Source organism: Mariniphaga sediminis (assembly GCF_003573545.1).
GTDB classification, from domain to species: Bacteria; Bacteroidota; Bacteroidia; order Bacteroidales; family Prolixibacteraceae; genus Mariniphaga; species Mariniphaga sediminis.
Genome location: NZ_QWET01000009.1, coordinates 68,219 through 87,481, shown reverse-complemented (window position 1 = coordinate 87,481; position 19,263 = coordinate 68,219). Strand labels below are relative to the sequence as shown.

At 41.5% G+C, this 19,263-nt stretch carries 11 protein-coding genes; all 11 read left to right on the top strand.

Annotated features, from left to right (window positions below; genetic code table 11):
* Window positions 1-168 precede the first annotated feature (168 nt).
* The gene (locus tag D1164_RS13425) at window positions 169-717 is read left to right on the top strand and encodes an RNA polymerase sigma-70 factor (protein ID WP_119350510.1); all 549 of its coding nucleotides are present in this window, start codon (window positions 169-171) and stop codon (window positions 715-717) included.
* Window positions 718-820: 103 nt separating this feature from the next.
* A complete protein-coding gene (locus D1164_RS13420) occupies window positions 821-1,768 on the top strand; it encodes a FecR family protein (protein WP_119350509.1) in 948 nt (315 codons plus the stop codon).
* A 207-nt stretch (window positions 1,769-1,975) separates the two neighbouring features.
* On the top strand, window positions 1,976-5,305 hold the full coding sequence (locus D1164_RS13415; protein WP_206611007.1) for a TonB-dependent receptor: 3,330 nt from the start codon (window positions 1,976-1,978) through the stop codon (window positions 5,303-5,305).
* 11 nt (window positions 5,306-5,316) lie between these two features.
* Window positions 5,317-7,110, top strand: a complete 1,794-nt coding sequence (locus D1164_RS13410; protein WP_119350508.1) for a RagB/SusD family nutrient uptake outer membrane protein — start codon at window positions 5,317-5,319, stop codon at window positions 7,108-7,110.
* Between the two features lie 197 nt (window positions 7,111-7,307).
* Complete coding sequence (locus tag D1164_RS13405) at window positions 7,308-8,726, top strand: Gfo/Idh/MocA family protein (protein ID WP_206611006.1); 1,419 nt, start codon at window positions 7,308-7,310, stop codon at window positions 8,724-8,726.
* A gap of 207 nt (window positions 8,727-8,933) precedes the next feature.
* Window positions 8,934-10,307: a mandelate racemase/muconate lactonizing enzyme family protein gene (locus D1164_RS13400; protein ID WP_119350507.1), complete on the top strand. Its 1,374-nt coding sequence runs from the start codon at window positions 8,934-8,936 to the stop codon at window positions 10,305-10,307.
* 211 nt (window positions 10,308-10,518) lie between these two features.
* On the top strand, window positions 10,519-11,106 hold the full coding sequence (locus D1164_RS13395; protein ID WP_119350506.1) for an RNA polymerase sigma-70 factor: 588 nt from the start codon (window positions 10,519-10,521) through the stop codon (window positions 11,104-11,106).
* A 424-nt stretch (window positions 11,107-11,530) separates the two neighbouring features.
* Window positions 11,531-12,526, top strand: coding sequence for a FecR family protein (locus D1164_RS13385; RefSeq protein ID WP_119350504.1), 996 nt, complete (start codon window positions 11,531-11,533; stop codon window positions 12,524-12,526).
* 219 nt (window positions 12,527-12,745) lie between these two features.
* A complete protein-coding gene (locus D1164_RS13380) occupies window positions 12,746-16,111 on the top strand; it encodes a TonB-dependent receptor (RefSeq protein WP_119350603.1) in 3,366 nt (1,121 codons plus the stop codon).
* Window positions 16,112-16,141: 30 nt separating this feature from the next.
* Window positions 16,142-17,974 (top strand): RagB/SusD family nutrient uptake outer membrane protein, encoded by a 1,833-nt coding sequence (locus D1164_RS13375; protein WP_119350503.1) that lies wholly within the window; start codon window positions 16,142-16,144, stop codon window positions 17,972-17,974.
* 98 nt (window positions 17,975-18,072) lie between these two features.
* Complete coding sequence (locus D1164_RS13370; protein ID WP_119350502.1) at window positions 18,073-19,242, top strand: alpha/beta hydrolase family protein; 1,170 nt, start codon at window positions 18,073-18,075, stop codon at window positions 19,240-19,242.
* The last annotated feature ends 21 nt before the right edge of the window (window positions 19,243-19,263 follow it).

Here is a 19,263-nt window from a genome sequence, read left to right as displayed (position 1 = left end):
AGGTAAATTGAAAGGTTGACAATTTTCTGTTTTAGAAAACTCCGGATATTTATAATGCACTGAGAATAAATAGGTCAAAAGCATAGGGCTGCTGAATAATGAAAGATGCCATTTCGCTCCTGTCTAATTTTTTTTAAGTTTGCAACAGCCTAACCTTTGTTTTGCTTTATGGCAGACCATTTTAATGAAATTTATACTTCCTTTTACAGAAAGTCTTTTCTGTTTGTCAAATCGTATGTTCACGACGATATGGTTGCCGAAGACATTGTTTCGGATTCCCTGATAAAAATATGGGAAAAAATGAAACAGGAGGAAACAGGCCCGATTGCCCCTTTGTTGTTTACTATCTTAAAAAACGCTTCGCTCGATCATTTGAAACATGAAGCGGTGAAGCACAATGCGCACCGCCATATCAGCAATTATTTCACCCGCGAACTGGAAATCAGGATTTCTACTTTGCAATCGTGCAATCCGGAAGAGGTATTTTCGTCGGAAGTAAAACAAATTGTTCGGGATACCCTTTCATCTTTACCTGAAAAAACCCGCCAGGTATTTGAGATGAGTCGTTTTGAAGGGAAACCTTACAAAGAGATTGCCGCAGACCTTGGTATTTCGGTAAAGGGAATTGAATATCATATTTCCCGTGCTGTAGGCGAACTCCGGGTGGCACTGAAAGATTATCTGCCCCTGTGGTTTTGTATTTTACACGGATTCTGAAAAAAAAAAATCGAATTCCGGACTAGGGATTCGTTTTCCTCAATCGTAATTATTATATCAGCGGCAAAATGGCCGGATAGTTAAACTGTTTTTTATAATTCGAATGGATAAAAAATTGTTGTTGCGATATATTTCAGGGGAAGCTACCGAAAAAGAAAAGGAGGAGATAACGGAATGGCTGGATGCCGATGTGGAGAATATGCAGGAGTTTTTGGCATTGCGTAAGCTGAATGATATAACAATATGGCAGTATGATCCCCAAAGCCAACAAAATCATCAAAAGGACAGCCCCCGGATATTATGGCAATCTTCCAAAAAGATAATGACAGAAGTTTTAAAAGTGGCCGCCGTCCTGGTTCTGGCATTTATTCTGTTCCGCTATTTTGACAAGGCCGGTTCCGAACATGCCTCCACCCAAACTCTTTATGTGCCGGCAGGGCAGCGTGCGCTCCTTACTTTGTCCGATAGCAGTAAAGTGTGGCTAAATGCCAATACAACGTTTACTTTTCCCAATACTTTTTCATCCGGCACCCGCGAGGTTACTCTGGAGGGGGAAGGTTATTTTGATATAGCACATAATGCATCGCAGCCTTTTGTTGTAAAAGCAGGAAAGTACGATATAAAAGTGTTGGGAACCGAGTTCAATGTACTTGCTTATACTGAAAATCCGGAATTTGAGGTTTCCCTCCTTAGCGGTTCTGTGGAAGTGATTAGAGCGGGAGGTAAAAACGGGAGATTGATTACACCCGGACAAAGAATTTTCATGGAGAAAAACAGTTTGAGAATCGCTCCTATTGAACATGCAAGTTATTTCATGTGGAAAGAAGGCCTGATCAGTTTTGATGACGAGGCTTTCCCGGAAATGGTCCGGAAGCTTGAACGCTATTTCGACCTGAAAATTATTGTAAAGAATGATAAAATACTTCAATACCGTTGCACAGGTAAATTCCGGACAAAAGACGGGATTGAACATATCCTGAAAGTACTTCAGTTGAGCAACCGGTTTGATTACTCCATCGATGATAAAATCAACGTTATAACCATCGAATAAAACCAGACCAGCGTATGTCTAACTAAATGATTTTGCCAATGAAATAGGAACTAAAAAGAAAAAGCCGGAGGGCGCTCCAACGCCAACCGGCAAACGGTCGAAACGCGACTGACTCGTAAAACAATCTTTGTATCAACCATCAAGAACAAAAGTATGAAAATTTATTTATTAAAGTTTGATGACGTATCAATTAAGCTAATCCGAAAAATGAAGCTAACTATTTTATTGATGACTCTGTTTGTATCGGGGGTGTTTGCAACAAATGCAGTCTCTCAGGTATCAAAAATTACACTTGCAATGACCGATGTTACCGTTGAGCAGGTGATGGGTGCCATCGAAAAACAAACCGATTATCTTTTTGTGTATAACAAGAGAGAAGTCGATTTGGGAAGAAAGGTTACGGTAATGGCAGAGGACAAGGCTGTGGCAGAAGTTCTTTCAGCTATTTTTCGGAGCACAGACATTATTTATGCCATGGAGGGTTCCAATATTATGCTGATGGTCAACAGGCAGCCGGCACAACAGTCAAGGCAGATAGGAGGGAAAGTGACTGATTCCGATGGCCGGCCTCTTCCGGGAGTAACAGTAATATTAAAAGGAACAACCCAGGGTACAGTTACCAATTTCGAAGGGGAATACTTATTAACAGATATTCCTGAAAATGCCACTCTTGTATTTTCTTTTGTGGGAATGTTGGCCCAGGAGATAGTTGTGGGAAGCCAAACTACCATTAATGTCAAAATGCAGGAAGAGACAATCGGACTGGAAGAAGTGGTTGCGGTTGGATATGCCTCACAGAAAAAGGCTACCATTACAGGGGCAGTCGGCAAAGTAGAAGGAGAAAAACTGGAAGTTGCCCAACCGACAAACTTTACTAATTCTTTGACCGGTAGGGTTCCCGGGTTGGTTACTGTGTCGAACAAGGGGATTCCCGGCGACGATGAGCCAACAATCAGAATACGTGGGAATAACACGTTAAATAATAATAGCCCGCTTATTGTTATTGATGGAGTTCCGGACCGGGGAATGTCGCGCCTGAGCGCACAGGATATCGAAAGCGTTACGGTGCTTAAGGATGCTTCAGCTGCCATTTATGGTTCCCGTGCGGCAAACGGTGTCATCCTGATAACTACAAAACGCGGAGTGGAGGACAAATTACAGACAAGCGTTACATTTAATCAGGGCTTCGCTTCGCCTACGGTACTTCCCGACATGGCTCCGTCGTGGCTTTACGCTACCATGATGAATGAAGTGGATATGTATGCCGGACAAAGCCCCAGGTTTTCAGAAGAAGATATTCAGAAGTTTAAAGACGGATCGTCTCCGTATACTCATCCCAATACAGATTGGTTTGATGAAGTATTTAAACCATTCTCGTTGGAAACCAATGCAAATATAAATTTGAGAGGAGGAACAGAAAAACTGAAATATTTCACTTCTCTAGGAGGAAGGTATCAGGACGCCACGTATAAACGAAGTGGCACCAGCTACAGCCAAATTAATTTCCGGAGTAATATCGATGCAAAGTTGTCCGATTATCTTAACCTTGCTATTGATATTGCGGGTCGCCAGGAGAACAGGAATTTGCCTATTTACAGCAGTGGGGTTGCTTTCCGGATTATTCCAAGGGGAAAACCAACGGATGTTGCATGGTGGTTTGATGAATACCCCGGACCGGATGTTGAATCAGATTGGCACCCGGGGCTTATGGGGACTGATATTCCCGGATACGATAAAAGAAAGAACTATGTTTTTGAAAGCAATATAAAACTGGATTTCCAGGTACCCTGGGTTAAAGATTTAGTGTTGACCGGAAACTTTTCTGTGGATAAGAACTTTTCCAACAAGAAAGTATGGCAGGTGCCCTATTATCTCTATGTGTGGGATAAAGAGAGTTATGATGAAAACGGGTTGCCCAAACTGTCTTCTTCCAAAAGGGGAATAAGCGAACCGAGACTGGACCAGGAAATGAATAATGGCCAGCGTATTGTCAGTAACTTTCTTGTCAATTACAAAAAACAACTGGACGAAAAACATTTGATTAAAGTGTTGGTAGGAACAGAAGTTACTGTCGGAGAGTCAGGGTATTTCTCTGCATTAAGAAAGTATTTTCTTTCAGAGTCTATTCCTGAGTTATTTGCGGGTGGCGATTTGGAAAAAGATAATACCGGAGCAAGCAGCGAGTATGCCCGGATGAATTATTTTGGTCGTATCAACTATGATTATCTTTCCAAATACTTGTTGGAGTTTGTTTGGAGGTACGACGGCTCATACATATTTCCGGAAGACAAGCGTTGGGGATTTTTTCCCGGAGTTTCAGCCGGCTGGGTAGTGAGCGAGGAAGGTTTTTGGAAAAATAGTGTGGACTTTATTGACTTTTTTAAGTTTCGCGGGTCTTGGGGACAAACAGGGAATGACCGCATAGGTAACTTCCAGTATCTTTCAACCTTTGAATTTGGTGATGACTGGATGCTAAATGGCTTTGAACACAATATTTTTACTACCGGAGGAGATGACAAAAACAAAACGTTGTATGAAAGCCGGATTCCAAATGAGAATATAACCTGGGAGGTCGCTAACCAAACCAATATTGGGTTTGAAGCAAAACTGATGAAGGGAAAATTATCCATAGAAGGAGATTACTTTTATAATGTCAGGTCGAATATTTTAATACAACGAAACGCTTCCATTCCTTCCTCGGCAGGGTTTTCTCTTCCTCCGGAGAATATAGGGGAAGTAGTGAACAAGGGAGGTGAGTTCAATATTGGATACGGCAATAATATAAGGGACTTCAATTATTTTGTTACGGTTAATGGAGGATATACGAAAGATAAAGTTACTTTCTGGGACGAAGAACCAGGGGTTCCGGACTACCAGAAAAGGGAAGGACATCCCATGCAGTCTGAACTTTATTACCAGGCAATCGGGATTTTTAAGGACTGGGACCATGTGAATTCTTATCCGCACTGGACAGGAGCGCGCCCCGGAGATATCATATTTGAAGATGTTAACGATGATAAAAAAATTGACGGCCTGGACCGGGTGAGAGACTACAGAGGGGCAATTCCCAAGTTTATTGGCGGCCTTAATTTCGATTTATCTTACCGTAATTTCTATGCAACGGTTCTTTTCCAGGGAGCTACAGGAAAAATAAGATACCATTATGTAGAGTCGGGAGAAGCCGGCAACTATTATATGGTAGATGCAGTTGGGCGCTGGACCGAAGATAACCCTGAAGCCGACAAACCAAGGTCGTTTAGTTATGTGGGCGAATATTGGCGGTCAAACGAAGGACGAAATACTTATTGGTTGAGAAGTGCCGATTACGTGAGACTGAAGAATATGGAAATAGGTTATAATATGCCTCAATCAGTGAACACCAAGCTCGGTACCAATGGGCTACGCGTGTATGTTAGCGGCTCAAATTTGTTAACATGGTGTCCTGATATTTCAGACTTTGACCCGGAATCAACCTCCAGCTATTGGGACTATCCACCACACAGGGTTATAAATCTAGGCGTAACAGTTAACTTTTAAAATGTAGAAAAATGAAAACGAAGTTGTTTATAATATGGCTTATTGTATCGGTTGTGATGGTGGGATGTAACCATGATATTCTGGAATTAAAGCCACTGGATGAATATTCGGATGCAGCGGTTTGGAGCGACCTGCATCTGGCAGAAGCAGTTCTCAACGGATGTTATAAATACAGGGACGATCCATTCAATAAATTTTCGATCGGTAATCTTGTAGATGAATTGGAGCGGAGAGACGGTGTGGCCCAAACACGGTTTAATAATTGTCAGATTACCCCGGATGTTATTCCCGGGTGGAGTTATCTTCCTACGTGGAACAATGAGTATAAGGCAATCAGGGCAGTGAATATTTTTCTTGAAAAAGCCAAGTCGCTTCCTGACGGAGAAGAGGTAAACGGAGTAACCATGAAAAACAGGATGCTGGGAGAAGCATATTTTTTACGGGCACATTATTACAGGAACCTGGTTAATTTGTTTGGGGGCGTTCCCATTATCAAAGAATCGTATGATCTGGAAAGTGAGTTTCAGGTTCCGCGTAACAGTTATGAAGACTGTGTTGAATTTATTGTGGAGGATTGCGAAAAAGCGGCAGATTTATTGCCTCTCGAACATTCCGGAGATAATATGGGAAGGGCAACCAAAGGAGCTGCACTTGCGCTTAAGTCAAGGGTTCTTTTGTATGCTGCCAGCGACCTTTATAATACAACAGTATTTCCCGGATATGCTAATCCTGAACTGATTGGTTATGTGGGAGGTGATAGAGAAGCCCGTTGGAGAAGGGCGAAGACTGCTGCCAAAGATGTAATGGATTTAAATATATATAGTTTGTACAAAGCAAACCCTGAGCCCGGTGATTCGATTGCCGCTAATTTCGAAGAATATTTTTTGAAACGGGAGAGTACCGAAGAAGATATTCTGATGGAGTATCGTACAACTACTTCATACCGTGATGCGAACCGGAGTTGGCAAAATCTTAGCGGACCTAACGGCTATCACCTGCGCGGAAGTAACGCTCCGTTAGACAATCTCGTAAGGGATTATGAAATGAGGGATGGGACAAAATTTGACTGGAACAATCCGGAACATGCGGCTCATCCTTACAAAAACCGTGATCCGCGTTTTTACGCTACCATATTTTATGAAGGAGCCAAGTGGAGACAGCGCGCTTCGGGTGAATACCCCCTGGATCCGGTGGGTCAAATCCAAGTAGGTCGTTGGGAAAAATGGGATCCTGTGGCAAATGAAATGTATGAACACTGGGGGTTGGATACCCGCAAAGGTCCCTATTCTCCTTTTGAAGGAGCTTATACAGGTTATTATATCCGCAAATGGATGGATTCTGAAGTAGATGCCCAGTTCTTTATTCCGGATATTTCTTACCGCTGGATTAGATATGCAGAAATACTTCTGAATTATGCGGAAGCATGTATTGAATTAGGTGAGGATGCCGAAGCCCGTATCTATATAAATATGATAAGGAAAAGAGCGGGGATGCCCGACATTACAGAATCAGGAGATGAACTCCGTGAACGTTATCGCAATGAACGGCGTATCGAGTTGGCTGTTGAGCGCCATCGCTTTTTTGATGTGCGCAGATGGGTTATCGGACCGGAAGTGTACACGGCCTCGTACAGGGTAGATGTTGTATATAAACTTCTGCCGGATAAAACAACGGCAACGGAGCCAACTGTTACACCTGTTTTGCACAAGGATTACTCATGGGATAATAAAGCCTATTTTTTACCTGTTATGAGGTCGGAAATGAATAAAAATTCGGAGTTGATTCAAAATCCTGGTTACGAGTAATCTGGTGTGTGTGCCTTTTCGTGTTTTGATGTTTTTATGAGTTGATTACAGTTAAGTTAAAGTGTTACAGTATATTACATATAATCATTATCTTGTTATTCCAATGAATAGAAATAGTAGTCTCGAATGAGGTTTAAGGGGGCTATGAATCAATACATTTTAGAAGGTTTATTTTTTAATGATATAAAATTTGAATTATGGAAGAAAATAAGAAAAAGACTACCCGCCGGGCTTTTTTATCTCAGACAAGTATGGTTGCAGCCGGTATTACGCTTGGTGCGAAATCGGTAAGTGCGAAGAGTTATTCCCGGATATTGGGGGCTAATGACAAAATCAGGGTTGGTTTTATCGGAGTTGGAAACCGGGGAACACAGGTAATGCATGAGTTTATGAACGAGTCGGACTGCGAAGTAGCAGCATTGTGCGATGTTTACGAACCTTACATAACCCGAAACCGTTCGCAGGTTGATCCGCGGTATATAGAAACCCGTCCGCGACAGATTCCCCAAATGGGGGAGGATTTTTCCAAAGATGTGGGTCGCTATACCGACTATCGTAAATTGCTGGAAGACAAAACCATTGATGCCGTTTATATTGGCACCCCGGATCACTGGCATGCCCTTCAGACCATTAATTCGATAGAGGCAGGGAAAGATGTTCTTGTGGAAAAACCGCTAACCAAAAGTATTCACGAAGGAAGGGCTATCATTAAAGCCTGGGAGAAGAGTAATCAGATTGCAGGGGTTTGTTTAAACCGCCGTGGGTCTGGTACATACCAGAGGCTGGCACAGGAAGTTCCCGCAGGGAAAATCGGGAAAGTAACTTTTGCTTTAAGCAGCCATGTTTCAAATATGGCTCCCAACGGAATCGGGAAAATGAAGCCCGAAAGACCGCCGCAAAATTTTGACTGGGATATGTGGCTGGGGCCAAAGCCATACAGGCCTTACCAATACAATATTGCGCCCTATATGTTCCGTTGGTGGGAAGAATACGACAACCAGATTCTGAATAACGGAGTGCATTCGCTGGACCTGATTCGGTGGTTGTTAAATGAAAAAGCCCCGGTTTCGATTACTACCCTGGGAGGTAAATATGTTGTGGATGATGACCGCACCATTCCGGATACCATGCAGACAATTTTTGAATTTCCCTCCGGCGCCATTGTTTCCTTTACTCAGTTAGAAGCCAGTTCCGGCAGCCTGGTCCGCCAGGGATTCCTTGAGATGCGGGGAACTAAAGGAACACTCTATGCCGAGGGAAACAATGGATATAAAATTGTCTCCACATCGAAAGGGCAGTTTCAGACCTGGGATAAGTTGATGGCAGACGAAACGTATGCAGTGGAAAGCGCTGGCAACGGAAAATTGTCGGATGGCACGTACGCTAATCCGGGAGCTAATATTGTACGGAATTTCCTCGATTGTGTTAAATCACGGGAAATGCCTATGGTTTCGCTCGAAGATGGACACCTTTCGACTAATATGGCTCATTTGGCCACCATTTCTTTGCATGTGCAGCAAACCCTTAAATGGGACGCAGAAAAGGAAATGGTTACTAACTGCGACAAAGCAAACGAGCTATTGTCGTATGAATACAGGAAACCCTGGAAATTATAAATATCACATTTTCCCCATTGGCATTAGCCAATGGGGAAAATTTATTTTTTCCTGCTACCCAAAAACTAAACGGATTTACAGCACAAAACGAAACTAGATTTTTACTGATGGAATAGCCATGATTAAAGAATTTGAACACAACGGCGAATGATTAACGTTTCCGTTTTTGTGTTTTGATTCTTGCGTCCTGGTTCTAATTTTTAACAAATGGAACGACGTAAATTTTTAAAAGACTCCGGTATGCTCTGCCTTTTGGGAATGTGCAATATTCTGCCGGAAAGTTGCAGCCCAAAGTCCCCAGGCAAAATTTATATTGCAGACGCTAATTCTGCCGTTGAAAAAGAGCCGTTGATTCAGCCTTTCGGTTTTAAAGGCGGATACTTGTCAGAATTGTGGCAAACGGTAGCCCGGCTAACCGGTTCTGATAACAACAGCGTGGTTGGTTTGGGAACACAGAGTGTATTGTGGTCTGATCAAAGCGTTTTTTTGAACCATACCGAAACAGAAGGTAACGCAATGATGTATTCCATCACCCAAAGGGCTTTGGAAATAATAAAAGGGCAGTACTACACTAATCCGGTGGAATTGTTGGAGAGCATTATGGATGAGGTAGTTGCTTACGGCAAAAAAGTGACGGGCAACGCTCACCTTCGGAAAACATTTGTTTTAAATGCCCTTGTGGCTGTTGATAATGCTCTTTGGCTGCTGTATGCAAAAGAAAACGGAATTACCAATTTCGACCAGATGATTCCGGCTGAATACCGGTCGACCTTTTCTGAAAAACACCAAAAAATTGCGGCCATTCCGTTAATTTCTTATGGTACAACACCCGACCAGTTAAAACAGACGGTTGATGATGGCTATTTTTTTATGAAGATTAAAATCGGGCAGCCGGGTTCACAAAAGGAGATGCTGCAAAAAGATACCGAACGCCTGAGTGCACTTCATGAGATGCTAAAAGATGTACGAACACCTCATACCCAGTCGGGCAAACTCCCTTATTACTTTGATGCAAACGGACGGTATGAAACGAAAGAGGCTTTCCTTCGATTTCTGGATCATGCCCAAAAGATAGGTGCATTTGAGCAAATTGCAATTATCGAAGAGCCTTTTCCTGAAGAACATGAAACGGATGTAACCGACATTCCTGTGCGGCTTGCGGCCGACGAAAGCGCCCATACCGATGTCGATACGGAGAAACGGATACAAATGGGATACCGGGCTGTGGCGCTCAAACCCATTGCAAAAACACTGAGCATGACAATGAAAATTGCCAAAGCTGCTACGGACCAAAGTGTTCCTTGTTTCTGTGCGGATTTGACTGTGAATCCTGTTTTGGTTGAATGGAACAAAAATATTGCCGCCCGGCTGAAACCATTTCCGGGGCTTCATAACCTGGGACTGCTTGAAAGTAACGGACATCAGAATTACCGGAACTGGGAAAAAATGATGAGCTATTTGCCTGACAGGAATAAGCCCTGGGTAGGCGTTAATAAAGGGTTATTTACCACAGGAAATGAGTTTTTTGAGAATGGAGGCGGCATTTATAAGTCATTAGATCATTACAAAAATTTATCTTAGTGTATTAACTCTGACCTCCTCAGGTTGCTGAGGGATGCTGTAGAATTACTGGCAGCCCGAAGAGGGATATCTCTTTGTTTTTACTGGTGTTACTCCCCTAAAGCGGGTTTCATCTCTCCGGATATCTGACAAATTCTTTAAAAGTTTTCCCCGAAATCCTGTCCGGGATTGTTCATAATTGGTTAAAATTGCAAATCTAACCGACTTTTAAATGAACATTCTGACAAATGAGATAATCGGACTTTTAACCCAAAGGCAGGAAGCTGCTTTTGAGGTGATGTTCAGTTTGTATTATCCGCGGTTGGTGTATTTTGCAAAAGAGTATGTTCCGTATGAAGATGCCAAAGGTATTGTTCAGGATGCATTTGTTACTTTCTGGGAGAAGGATCCTGAAATTCTAAACGAATCCCAGCTTCAAAGTTATTTATATACGGTGGTGAAAAACAACTGTTTAATGTACCTCCGGCATGAGAAAATAAAAAAGGGCTTTGAAACGGAGGCGGGAATCAGGATGCAAAATCAGGTTTATCAGTCGGCTTTGGAACAACTGGATACGTCGGAGATGGCCTTTCAGGAGATAGAAAGCAGGATAGAAACAACACTTGCGAAACTTCCGCCCCGTTGTCGCGAGGTGTTTATTCTGAGTCGTATGGAGGGCAAAAAAAACCATGAAGTTGCGGAAGAACTGAATATCTCCGTTAAAGCGGTGGAGGCACAGATAAGCAAAGCACTCAAAGTATTCAGGGTAGCCCTTAAGGACTTTCTTCCTCTTTTGGCGTGGTTCTTAAGGTATTTATAGACTCAAAAAAGCAAAAGATGAAAATGATAATGCAGCACAAGTTCCGGAAAAATATAGGATACATTATACATTCGATGTAGGTTCGCTATACTATTGAAGTATCGAAAAGAATGTACGTCATTTTCTGAAAGAGTATTTACAAACAAGATTCAAGTACTTATACCCCCGGTTATTCCCCTGTTGAAATTATTTTTTACGGTAAATACGCGCCTGCAGTTGAGCTTTACTGTAACAATTTCATGTTGCGTAACGGAATTTTTGTTGGTTGTGTACCCAAAAACAACCAAAGGGGCGCAGTATGAATTTTGGTTTTTGACTGATATCAAGGCATGTCCGGGATGAAATAAAACATTTTTCAAAAAAAGTGATTTTCCGGCGTAGGGTATTTTGATTTTCAATCATTCTATATAACAGAAAGAGATAAATGGAACAGAAAGAAATTATAGAAAAAATAATAAACAATGAGCCTTTGTATCGTTCCGAAGAGCTCATTTCCTGGATTCGTGAGTCGGAGGCAAACCGGGATGAATATATTCGTTACAAAAATGCCTGGGCATTGCTTCAGCAGGGCAGGGAGATGAGTGAGAAATTTATCGCAGAAGACTTCGAAGCGGTCAAAAGAAAAATGAAAATGCCCCGCAGGCAGTTCGATTTTCGCCAGGTAATGAAATATGCCGCCATAATTATTTTTGCCATAATGAGTGGGTATGTCCTGAACTCTGTTGTCTCATCAACGGGAAACCAGGTCGTTTCCATGAATGAAATTTCGGTACCCTATGGCAACCGGAGTTTAATTGTTCTGCCCGATGGCAGTAAAGCATGGCTGACAAATGGTTCCAAAATCAGCTACCCCGAAAACTTTACCGGAAAAACAAGGGATGTGACATTGACCGGAGAGGCTTTTTTTACCGTGGCCCATAATAAGGAAAAACCTTTTTTTGTGAATGTTGGAGAGCACCGGGTGAAGGTTTTGGGAACCGAATTTTCAGTTGTTGCATACCCCGATGATGATATGGTCCGGGTGGATCTGGTCTCGGGGAAAGTTCAGATGGATGTCAAAGATCAATCGGGAAACTATGAATCATATTCCTTGAAACCGCTTCATGGATTAGTACTGGACAAAAAATCCGGTAATCTGAAAAATAACCTGAAGATCCCGGATGGGTTTTTTAAATACTGGCAGAAGGGTGTGTATGAATTTAGGGACGAGTCGTTTGAAAGCCTTGCCAGAAAAATTGAGCGGATTTACAGTGTGAAAATTGTTTTCGAGGATAGTCATATAGGGCACAACTCTTTTACCGGGGCCTTCCACATCGATTCCAATATTTATACAATAATAGAAACCTTCAAACGGGCATCAAGGGTTCCGTTTGATTACTCCATTGAGAAGGATAAAATATATATAAAACATGTAAACTAAAACGATTTGCCTATGAATTAACTTAAACTGTGAAAAAGCGGGAAATGCCGCTAGCAATTCCCGCTTAACAGGGAAACATTACCGTGTTTCCTCTTCTTTTAAATCAATAACAAGCCTAGTGGCTTTATTATCTAACTTCAAAGTTTCAAAAGTATGAAAAAAATTAGATTTTTTAAGGGGGTAGGAGAAAACCCCCCTGTAACTAAATTAATTAGAACGATGAAGCTGACATGTTTACTTATAACATTTGCATTGCTTCAGGTTTCGGCCGAAACCTATTCGCAAACGAAGAAGTTGACGCTAAACCTGAAAAACACCCCCCTTTCGGTTCTTTTTGAGGAGATTGAGAAGACATCCGAATTTCATTTTTTTTATGATAGCGGTAGCTTGGACTTGTCGCAAAAAGTGACAGTAGCAGTAGAAGATTCAAATATTGAAGAAGTGCTGGAAAAATTATTCAGTGATTCCGGCATTTCGTATGAGATTTTTGACCGCTATATCATTCTAAAAGGTGAAGAGAAGAGGCGTATCAGGGAAGGTTTTTTTGTACAACAGCAGCAGCAGCAACATTCCGTTTCAGGGAAAGTTACTGACAGTGGTGGCGAGCCATTACCGGGAGTAACAGTAGTTGTGAAAGGTACCACGCAGGGAACTGTTACCAATGCAGAAGGAGAGTATTCCCTTTTCAATATTCCGGCAAACGCCACATTGCAGTTTTCGTTTGTGGGTATGCGGATGCAGGAGGTGGAGGTTGGAAACCAAACATTGATCAATATATCCATGGAAGAAGAAACCTTCGGGTTGGAAGAAGTTGTTGCCATTGGTTATGGAACCCAGAAAAAAGTAAATGTAATAGGTTCTGTAACAACCGTTAATAACGATGAGCTAACAGCAGCACCTGTAGGCAGAATAGCCAATGCATTAACAGGGCGTATGCCCGGAGCAACCATTATGCAGTCTTCTGGTGAACCGGGGAATGATGCGCCTTCAATTAGAATAAGGGGGAATTCAACATTAGGGAATAATGCGCCGTTGATTGTAGTTGACGGTATTCCCGGTCGCGATCTTAACTCGTTGCACCCCGAAGATATTGAGAGTATTACCGTTCTGAAAGATGCAGCAGCCGGTATTTACGGAGCCAGGGCAGCAAACGGTGTTATTTTGGTTACAACAAAACGGGGAGACTTTAACAAGGCACCTACATTTACATACCGGTTTTCGGAAGGTTTTCTTACGCCAACAATGCTTCCTGAAATGACTGACGCTGCAACTTATGCAACGATGATTCGCGAAAACCAGTCATACAGGGGTGTTGAGGAAGCCAATATGAGATTTTCGGAGGAAGACATAGTAAAATATGCATCCGGTGAGTATCCCTGGACGCATCCAAACACCAATTGGTTTGATTCGGCTCTCAGAAGATATAGTTCCACCCGTCACCACTCCTTTTCCGTAGCCGGAGGGGCAAAGAGTATAAATTATTATACCTCTTTTGGTTATCAGCTTGATGATGGTATATATAAAAACAATAATACCTCGTATAACAGATATAACCTGAAAGCAGCTTTAAACATTAAAATCAATGAATACATAAGCTTGGGGATTGATATCGCTGGTGCAAGAGAAGATAAAATGTATGGAACCAAATCTGCCGGTTCCAATTTTACTTCCCTTATAAGGATGTATCCTACATCGCATGCATTGTTCCCTAACGGTTTGCCCGGGCCTGATATTGAAAGGGGTGATCAGCCTATGGTATCAGCTTCCGCTGAAACAGGATTTGATGATGATCAGCGTTACAGAAGCAATAATATGCTGTCTGCGCAATTTATAATTCCGGGAGTTGAGGGATTGTCTTTGTCCGGGTATTTTGCTTACGATGTATATTTTCAGCAAAGGAAGTTATTCCAGAAACCCTGGACTCTTTATAGTTTCAACAAAGATGCCTATTTGGCAGCCGGGAATACAGGTAAAGAAGATGGCTCCGATTTTTTACTTGCTTCATCTTATGGATATTCAGAGCCAAGGCTAACAAATTATTCCACACGATCTGACTCCAGAACGACCAACTTAAAAATTGATTATACTCGTTCGTTTTCAGATGATCATAATTTAAGTGCGTTTGTGTCATATGAGAGTTTTGAGTATTATTATCAGAGCTTTGATGCTTTTCGCAGGTATTTCCTTTCCGATAAACTCCCGTATCTTTTTGCCGGTGGCGATGCAGAAAAGTCAAATGGCGAATCAGTGGATCATGATGCCAGAATGAACTTTTTCGGCAGGGCAAGTTACAATTATAAAGAAACCTATATGTTCCAGTTCAGCTTCAGGAGGGATGGTTCACTGCGGTTCTCGAAAGAAGCCGGACGCTGGGGGAACTTCCCGTCAGTACTCCTTGGATGGAGACCTTCGAACTACGAATGGTGGGAAGATAGTTTTGGGTTTATTGATTATTTAAAGTTTAAGGCTTCCTGGGGGCAAATGGGTAATGATGCCGTTCCTGCCTACCAATATCTGTCGAGTTACCAGTTTAGTGGCGGATATGTTTTGGGAAATAGCCAGGATTACAATCTTGGCTTAGCACAGGCAAATACTCCTAATCCGCATATTACCTGGGAGGTAGCAAACATGTTTAACATTGGTTGGGAATCCATGCTTTGGGATAGCCGGATAAATTTTGATACCGATTTATTCTACGAAAGAAGAAACAATATTTTAATTACAAGAAATGCTTCCGTCCCACAATTTACCGGACTTGAACTTCCTGATGAAAATTTTGGGATTGTGGACAGTAAAGGAATAGAACTGGTATTGGGCTATAGCAAAACGGAAGGTGATTTTACCTATAAAGTCAATGGAAACTTCTCTTTTGCCCGAAATAAAATTGTTGAATATGATGAGCCAGAGCGTAATGTAGCATGGCAGGAAAGAACGGGCCTTCCCCAAAATGCATTGTTACTGTACAGATCATTGGGTATTTTCAGGGATGAGGAGCATGTAAACTCTTTACCCCATCTGCAGGGAGCACGGCCAGGTGACATTATTATTGAAGATTATGACAAAGATGGTAAAATTACGAACGATGATCGTCAACTGTTTCCGCTTACTACAACTCCTGAAATCAACTATGGACTTTCATTTAATCTAAACTATAGAAACTTTGAACTTACCGGATTGTTCCATGGGGCGGCCCGTGGTATGAGGCGGGCGTATTATGAGATACAGGGTACCGGAGGAAATTATTTGCAATGGGCATCAGAAGACAGATGGACTCCTGAGAATACAAATGCGTCGAAACCGCGTGCGTTTGAAAGGATTGAAGAATACTGGAGGCAGGATTATATAACAGATTTCGATTATATGCCTATTTCCTTCTTGCGGCTCAAAAATTTACAATTAAAGTATACTATTCCGCAAAGTGTATTAGGATATACAAAAGTTGTGAAAGACTTCAATGTATATTTTTCAGGGCAAAATCTATGGTTGGTATATTCAGGCAATGAAATAATGGACCCGGAAGTAAGCAATGTTACAAGTTATCCACTCATGAAAGTGTATTCTTTGGGTGCTCAAATAACTTTTTAATTCAATCTTTTTAACTAAATGTGAAATATCATGAAAAGAATAATTCGAAATATTATATTTTTTAGTTATGTGTTGCTTTCGACGCTTGGGTGCGAAGAAACCATTTTAGATAAAGATCCTATTAACAGGTATTCAGATCCAATTGTTTGGTCTGATGTAAATCTTGTTGAGGCCTATTTAAACAATGTGTATAATAATGTGGATTATGGCAGGAGTTTTAGGGGACATGCCTATAATAGCAATTCAATTTTTGGATGCGAAGTTATTATGTACAAGGGAGGTCAATCACCGGTATATAACACCGGAGCCATAAGCGCTGACAACCAGGGTACTGATTTTGCCACGGGAATCTGGAAGCGGTACAAACAGATTCAGCAATTAAATATTTTTCTTGAAAAAATAGATCAGGTTTCTGAGGGGTATCCTGACACGGAAAAAGCAGCGATAAAAGTTCAGACAGATGTTCTGAAAGGGGAAGCGCTTTTTTTAAGAGCTTATTTTTACACCCGGTTATGTATGGACTATGGTGGTGTTCCTGTTTTAAACTCACCTACTTCATTGGGAGATAATTTTCTGGACATCAAAAGGAGCACCTTTGAAGAAACCGTTAACTTCATTGTTAAAGACTATGATGAAGCCGCGTCACTTTTAAAACTTAAGAGTGGAATGGAAATGGGAAGAGCAACAAAGGAGGCTGCTTTAGCATATAAATCAAGGCTTTTGTTGTTTGCTGCGAGCGACCTTACTGCTGATGGAAATGCGGAAAACGAACTGGTTGGTTACAGTAATCCCAACAGAGTAGCTTTATGGACTGCCGCAAGAGATGCAGCAAAAGATGTAATTGACTTGGGAACCTGTAATTTGGAAGATTTTGGGGCTCCTGATTTGGATGCAGTAGCACAAAATTATTTTAACTTTTTCAAGGCATACGATCTTTCAAGTAATGAGGTTATTTGGGGGAAAATGAACAGGCAGGATGTAGGGAGAAAAATATATACTAATAGAATGCAAGGCCCTAACGGCACCTATAATTACGGGAATCAGGAACCCTCAGGGAATTTTGTTGATGGGTATCAAATGAACGATGGATCTGACTTTTTTGATCACTTTGAAATCAATGAAGAGGGGGAGTATATAAATACATCCTCCCAATTCACAAACAAGAATCCATACTACTACAGAGAACCCCGTTTTTATGGAACTGTTCTTTATGACAGTGCTTTATGGCAACCACGTTTCTCTGATTTAGCAGATATTGATCCGGTTGGAATATATGACAGGAGAACAAGGGTAGAAAAAGTGGGAGGACAAGTTGTAAGCGAAAGATTTGGTCTGGATACACGCCAGGGACCGATTCAAAGTTGGAACGGAGGCTATAGTGGCTACCTTACCAAAAAATTTATGGACGATGCTATTGTTGGCAGGTACGAAGCCAATAAGAATATTCATATAAATATCCGCTATGCCGAAGTAATACTCAACTACGCTGAAGCGCTGTTGGAATTGGAAGAAGAAGAGGAGGCTGCAATATATATTAATATGATACGAAACAGATCCGGTCTTCCTGATTTTACCGGAGATATTGTGGAAGCTTTGCGCTACGAGAGAAAGATTGAGCTATTCTGTGAAGAACTCAGATGGTATGACATAAGAAGGTGGAAAATAATTGAAGATGTGTATGCCGAAAAATTGTATGGGGTAGATATTGTTGAGCTAAAAGAAGATGGTGTGACTACCACCAAATGGAAAAAGATATTTGGGGTACAGGCGGATAATAATTTTAGTGCAAAAATGTATTGGTGGCCCATTGCAACCGATGAGATCAACAAGGCACCTCAGCTTCAGCAAAATCCACATTATTAATTTTTTATCTGATTGTATGTTGGCAATTATTCCGGCATACGATTAAAAGTAACCTGGGAGTTATACTCCCAGGTTACTTTCCCAAAATCATATTTGTTATGAAAAGCTTAAAATATGTATGGTTGGCTTGTGTCTTCTTTGCAATGCTTAATGATTCCATGGGGCAAAAAAAAGAATTGTGTGTTGGCCATCATTGGACAGAAGACGAAGCCAATCTCAAAATGAAAGAGTTTGCACAGCAGTGGAATGATCTTGAATCATGGGAAACACGGGCAAACAAAATTAAGGAAGGTATCATTAAGGGGATGGAGCTAGGCCAGATGCCAAAGATTGAGGAAAATTTCAATGTTGTCGTCAGAAATGCCAAACACATGGATGGGTACATAGTCGAAAATATTACTATAGAAAGTTTCCCGGGATTCTACATCACGGGGAATCTTTACACTCCTGTAACTAAAAGAGACAAATACGCGGCCATCCTTGCTCCTCACGGTCATTTGAAAGATAGCAGGTTGCGGAAAGATACACAAATCCGCTGTGCAACACTTGCCCGAATGGGAGCAATCGTTTTTGCTTACGACATGGTTGGTTTTGGAGAATCAGTTCAGGTAGATCACGAGATTCCCATAGCGATGACTCTTCAAACCTGGAATAGCAAAAGAGTACTCGATTATTTATTGTCAAGGCCGGATGTGGATCCGGAAAGGATTGGTATGAGTGGCGCCTCAGGTGGTGGAACACAAACTTTTTTGTTAACGGCCATTGACGACAGGATAAAGGTCTCGGCACCTGTTGTGCAGGTTTCTGCCCATTTTTTTGGTGGTTGTATTTGCGAAAGTGGAATGCCTGTACACAGATATAATGGATTTCAAACCAATAATGTGGAAATAGCTGCCCTTTGTGCTCCAAGGCCTCTTTTGTTAGTGTCGAATGGAGAAGATTGGACACGGAATACACCAATAATTGAATATCCGTACGTAAAGAGAGTTTATGCGCTTTACAATGCAGAGCATAAAGTTGAGAATGTTCATTTGGCTACGGAAATACATGATTATGGGTATAGCAAGAGGGTGGCAGTTTACAATTTTTTTGCACACCACTTAAAGCTTAATAACAGGAATATTCCTTACAATAACGGGTACAAAGAAGACTTTGTAAAAATATTATCTCCCGAGTTAAGAGTATTTGACAAAAACCATCCAATGCCATCGAATGCTTTAATGGGAGATCAGGCAGTGATGGATTATTTGAAAATATACAATAATTGATTGTATTACAAGAAATTAAAT

What these genes read in the sequence shown, in the direction of transcription:
- D1164_RS13425 (WP_119350510.1), top strand. Translation starts at nt 169, where the DNA reads ATGGCAGACCATTTTAATGAAATTTATACTTCCTTTTACAGAAAGTCT.
- D1164_RS13420 (WP_119350509.1), top strand. Translation starts at nt 821, where the DNA reads ATGGATAAAAAATTGTTGTTGCGATATATTTCAGGGGAAGCTACCGAA.
- D1164_RS13415 (WP_206611007.1), top strand. Translation starts at nt 1,976, where the DNA reads ATGAAGCTAACTATTTTATTGATGACTCTGTTTGTATCGGGGGTGTTT.
- D1164_RS13410 (WP_119350508.1), top strand. Translation starts at nt 5,317, where the DNA reads ATGAAAACGAAGTTGTTTATAATATGGCTTATTGTATCGGTTGTGATG.
- D1164_RS13405 (WP_206611006.1), top strand. Translation starts at nt 7,308, where the DNA reads ATGGAAGAAAATAAGAAAAAGACTACCCGCCGGGCTTTTTTATCTCAG.
- D1164_RS13400 (WP_119350507.1), top strand. Translation starts at nt 8,934, where the DNA reads ATGGAACGACGTAAATTTTTAAAAGACTCCGGTATGCTCTGCCTTTTG.
- D1164_RS13395 (WP_119350506.1), top strand. Translation starts at nt 10,519, where the DNA reads ATGAACATTCTGACAAATGAGATAATCGGACTTTTAACCCAAAGGCAG.
- D1164_RS13385 (WP_119350504.1), top strand. Translation starts at nt 11,531, where the DNA reads ATGGAACAGAAAGAAATTATAGAAAAAATAATAAACAATGAGCCTTTG.
- D1164_RS13380 (WP_119350603.1), top strand. Translation starts at nt 12,746, where the DNA reads ATGAAGCTGACATGTTTACTTATAACATTTGCATTGCTTCAGGTTTCG.
- D1164_RS13375 (WP_119350503.1), top strand. Translation starts at nt 16,142, where the DNA reads ATGAAAAGAATAATTCGAAATATTATATTTTTTAGTTATGTGTTGCTT.
- D1164_RS13370 (WP_119350502.1), top strand. Translation starts at nt 18,073, where the DNA reads ATGAAAAGCTTAAAATATGTATGGTTGGCTTGTGTCTTCTTTGCAATG.